This window comes from Parasedimentitalea nitratireducens (genome assembly GCF_057444295.1).
Genome location: NZ_JBYAXC010000033.1, coordinates 1 through 3,568, shown reverse-complemented (window position 1 = coordinate 3,568; position 3,568 = coordinate 1). Strand labels below are relative to the sequence as shown.

Sequence of the window (3,568 nt, the reverse complement as noted above, 5' to 3'; positions counted from 1 at the left end):
GTGAAATCGAGTTGGAAGCCATTCATCCTGTGATGTAGTGCCGCCAAAACCGTGAGTTTTTCAACAGAATAGGCTGGCAGCAGACGTAAGACGCAAATCTTGCTAAGCTCAGCTCAGGGCCGGAAGCAGTCATTCGCAGCAGGCGCGAGATTTTCAATCAGCAACCTGAGGAGCGGAAGTTCTAGTGTATTCGATCAGGCGGGAAACTCTACACCGACGCATGGCTGCACCGAACCCGCCTCAGACTTAGGCGACCAAAGGGGAGTGCAGCCGAAAAGCAAGAAGAGTGTGCATGAGTTCAACCAGTTTTCATTTCCGCAACCAGTGTCAAAGGTCTTCGGAGGGGGAAGGAAACGATCTTCAATCTCGCAGTCCGCACCTGCGAAGCTATCAATAGGAGCTGTACGGCAGGAGACCGCGCTGATTGCGCTGGTACGCTCACTTTTTCTGCCGGTAGGGCCAACGGTTCTATTCTGGAAACTGCTGGGCTTTTCCGGCGCGTTCTACTCCTTGCCGGTTGCGGAGGCACTGACCCTGACTGGCATTGCTGCATTTCAGCCATAACCCCCCCGGGCCATGTCCTCTCCAGCCCGCAGGCGCGAGGCCGACCAACTCTGCATGGGGCCTGAACCGGTGCGTCTGGGGCCAAGCGACCAGCCGCGCTCAGGACTTGCCGCCGATGATGTCCGGCTTCGGCCCACCTGCCTCGCAGCACTGCCGGCCAAAAATGAAAGGATGCGCCGGTAAACGGTTTATCAAGCCTATTTCCACATATTCTGCGTTAAACACCCCGCCAGCAGAAAGCCGGTTCCAATGCCTATTGCCTCATCCTTGCGCTTCAGTCTTCTGACCCTCAGCCTCGCGGCGACCGATGTGCAGGCAAACAACTTCTCACTGATCCAGAATGGTTTCTTTGCGCAGCGCGCCTCCGTCAGTGATGCCTCCCCCATTGTGCCGCACCGTCCTGCCCGCGTGCAGCCGTCCGGCGCCGATGTCAGCCGCGGAGCGGTGGCCTTGCGCCCTGGGGCTTCCAGCCTTTTCCGCGGCCGCGCCAGCGGCGGTCTCTTTGCGCCGCTGCTGGTCCCGGCGTCTGCAGCCAAGCAGCTCATGACCCTGATTGCGGGGGCGGAAGCGGGTAAGGCCGGGTATGATGCCGTGCAGCATGGTGCCCGAACCCGCCCTGCAAGACGGCCGACCGAGATGACGATCGCTGAGATCTATGAGTGGATTGATGACACCCCGGGACAGCAACATGCGATCGGGCGCTATCAGTTTATCCCCGCCACCTTGCGCCGTCTCGTCCGCCATCAGGAGGTGCCGCTTAGCAAGCGTTTCAGCCCTGAGCTGCAGGACCAGCTGGCACACCAGCTGTTGGAAGAGGCAGGACTCAGCGAATTCCTGTCCGCCGAAATGCCGCGCGCGGACTTTATGCTCAATCTTGCCAAGATCTGGGCTGGCCTGCCCACGTCAAGCGGTAGATCTTACTACGAAGACTATGCCGGCAACAGCGCAGTCTATACTTGGGGCTATTTCGACGCCCACTTCAGTAAGATCTTTCCTGGTTAGCGGCTGAATCGGTTCAAAAAGGTGCGTTGCATTTACGGGTTGAATGTCCGCGTTATGCGCGCATCCGCAGCTTTGCTTTAGCAAACCCAAAGTCGGCTTTGGGCCGAGGTTGTGTAAAAACTCAATTCGGTTGCGATATTCCAAGAATATTGATCCAGTATCTGCTGCTCTGGAGATCATCTTACCGATAGCGCCGAGGTATTGATGCGTACTGAGAATATCCTCCCGCGAGATTCTCGATATACCGGGTTTTCACACAGCCTCGGCCGTAAGTGACCGTGAGGCGAGAGGGAAGTGGTCTGATTGCTGCACCCTGCCCATTTCGTCACAAAGGGCGGAAAGAAGACTTTCGCTGCTGTCTGCACCAAGTTCAGCAATGCGCTGATCGCATACTTTGTACATTTTACAAAATCCGATCACAATCATTCAGCAATTGCCTCCGAGACGGCCTCTTGTGTGCTCCAGATTATGGATACGATTGATGTGCGGTTAACCAGGTTTGGTGTTTGAAGTCCCGCCTTCAGTAACAGCCCAGAAAAATTGGTTCTTTCCGCTGTTTTTGGCTTCGTACATCGCTTTGTCAGCTGCCCTTACTAAGTCGCGCGCGACGGTGCCATTCTTCGGAAAACGCGCTACGCCAAGGCTAAGGCTGATATGAAACTCATTGTTGGGTACAGCAAAAGAACCATGACAGGATTCAAGTATTTTTTTGGCATAAAGTTCGCAGTCATCAGTGGTAACGCATTCTAGCAGAACAAACAGAAATTCGTCACCACCTAAGCGACAAACGATATCACGTCCCTGCAAAAGGTACTGGAAGCGGTTACTGAGTTCCATTAGGACCTGGTCACCTACATCATGCCCCAGGGTATCGTTGACCTCCTTAAATCAATCCAAATCTGCGAGCATTATCGCTAAGGGAAATTTTTTCTCGGTGAATTGCCGGATCGTGTCGGCGAGAAAATTGATTGCAAAACCGCGGTTGGGGAGCCCTGTCAAACTATCATGCAGTGACATGTGGCTTAGATCCTTTTGGAGCTTGTCACGTTCGACGGCAAATGCCTTGAATTCCGTTAAAGCGCTTGCCATTTGCCCAATTTCATCTTTGCGCGTCACGACGGGTACATTGACCCCTAAATCGTTCATAGCGAGGCGTTTCATCACATTAGTCATCGTAACGATTGGTCGGGATAAATCTGTTGCGAGAAAAAATCCAATTACCGCAATCGTAGTGGCGATAGCGATTCCGCTAATCCAAAGATATACATTCATCTGTTTGACTGGCGATCGAATTACAATAAACCTCTCTACATTGAGGCCATGACATTCTAATTGAGAAATGTCGGCGAAATATCAAAGGATCTATCCAAAATGAAATTTACAGCTTTTCTCGCTGTTGGAATGCTGGCTTTGGCTGGTTGTGAAATAGTAATAGAAGCGACGCCGGTGCCGTTGGTTGTCGATGGTAAGGAATTTGTCCAAGGGGAGGACGGAGATGGTGGCGAATATGTTTGGTATGATGGCGAGTGGCATGACTGTGACTACGTTGGAGAATGCTCAGCGGATAGCGGGTTGATTGGTGCTACTCCAGGCACACCTGACACGACTGCGTATCCCGCTGACCCTGTACCTAAACTCCCCAATACCGATAATGACGAAGGCGAAAGTGATGGTGGTGACAGCGGTGGTGGGCATTACTGACGCTGAATTGGGATGGGCATTGCTCTCTCCCTTTTTCCAACAAAGGAGATCGTTATTGCGAAGCACTGTACTTGGGGCGTCTATCATTGCTCTAGACATACTGGGAGCCAAGGCTGGTGAGGTCTATTTTGGTTCATTTCAGACCTGCGTTAGATCCGTGCAGGAAATTAGGTCGCATGTCTCAAGAAAAGATGCCGAAGTGGCCTGTTCTACAAAGTCCAAGTAAGGAGCGCAGCGTTTCGTTTTTGAAGTTATTTGAGAGCGGACGCGGAGGACAATTCGAACATCCGCTCTCAACTCG

At 52.8% G+C, this 3,568-nt stretch carries 3 protein-coding genes and 1 pseudogene; 2 read left to right on the top strand and 2 right to left on the bottom strand.

The window, feature by feature from the left end:
* Nucleotides 1-831 precede the first annotated feature (831 nt).
* A complete protein-coding gene (locus AC2T28_RS24865; protein WP_486751286.1) occupies nucleotides 832-1,566 on the top strand; it encodes a lysozyme family protein in 735 nt (244 codons plus the stop codon).
* Nucleotides 1,567-2,055: 489 nt separating this feature from the next.
* Here AC2T28_RS24865 and AC2T28_RS24860 read toward each other — a convergent pair.
* Together AC2T28_RS24860 and AC2T28_RS24855 are read right to left on the bottom strand one after the other, a co-directional pair.
* Nucleotides 2,056-2,442, bottom strand: a pseudogene (locus AC2T28_RS24860) (GGDEF domain-containing protein); the annotation flags it as partial.
* Nucleotides 2,443-2,454: 12 nt separating this feature from the next.
* Nucleotides 2,455-2,838, bottom strand: a complete 384-nt coding sequence (locus tag AC2T28_RS24855; RefSeq protein WP_486751285.1) for a GGDEF domain-containing protein — start codon at nucleotides 2,836-2,838, stop codon at nucleotides 2,455-2,457.
* 99 nt (nucleotides 2,839-2,937) lie between these two features.
* Here AC2T28_RS24855 and AC2T28_RS24850 point away from each other — a divergent pair, with 99 nt between their 5' ends.
* The gene (locus AC2T28_RS24850; protein ID WP_486751284.1) at nucleotides 2,938-3,267 is read left to right on the top strand and encodes a hypothetical protein; all 330 of its coding nucleotides are present in this window, start codon (nucleotides 2,938-2,940) and stop codon (nucleotides 3,265-3,267) included.
* Nucleotides 3,268-3,568: the final 301 nt, after the last annotated feature.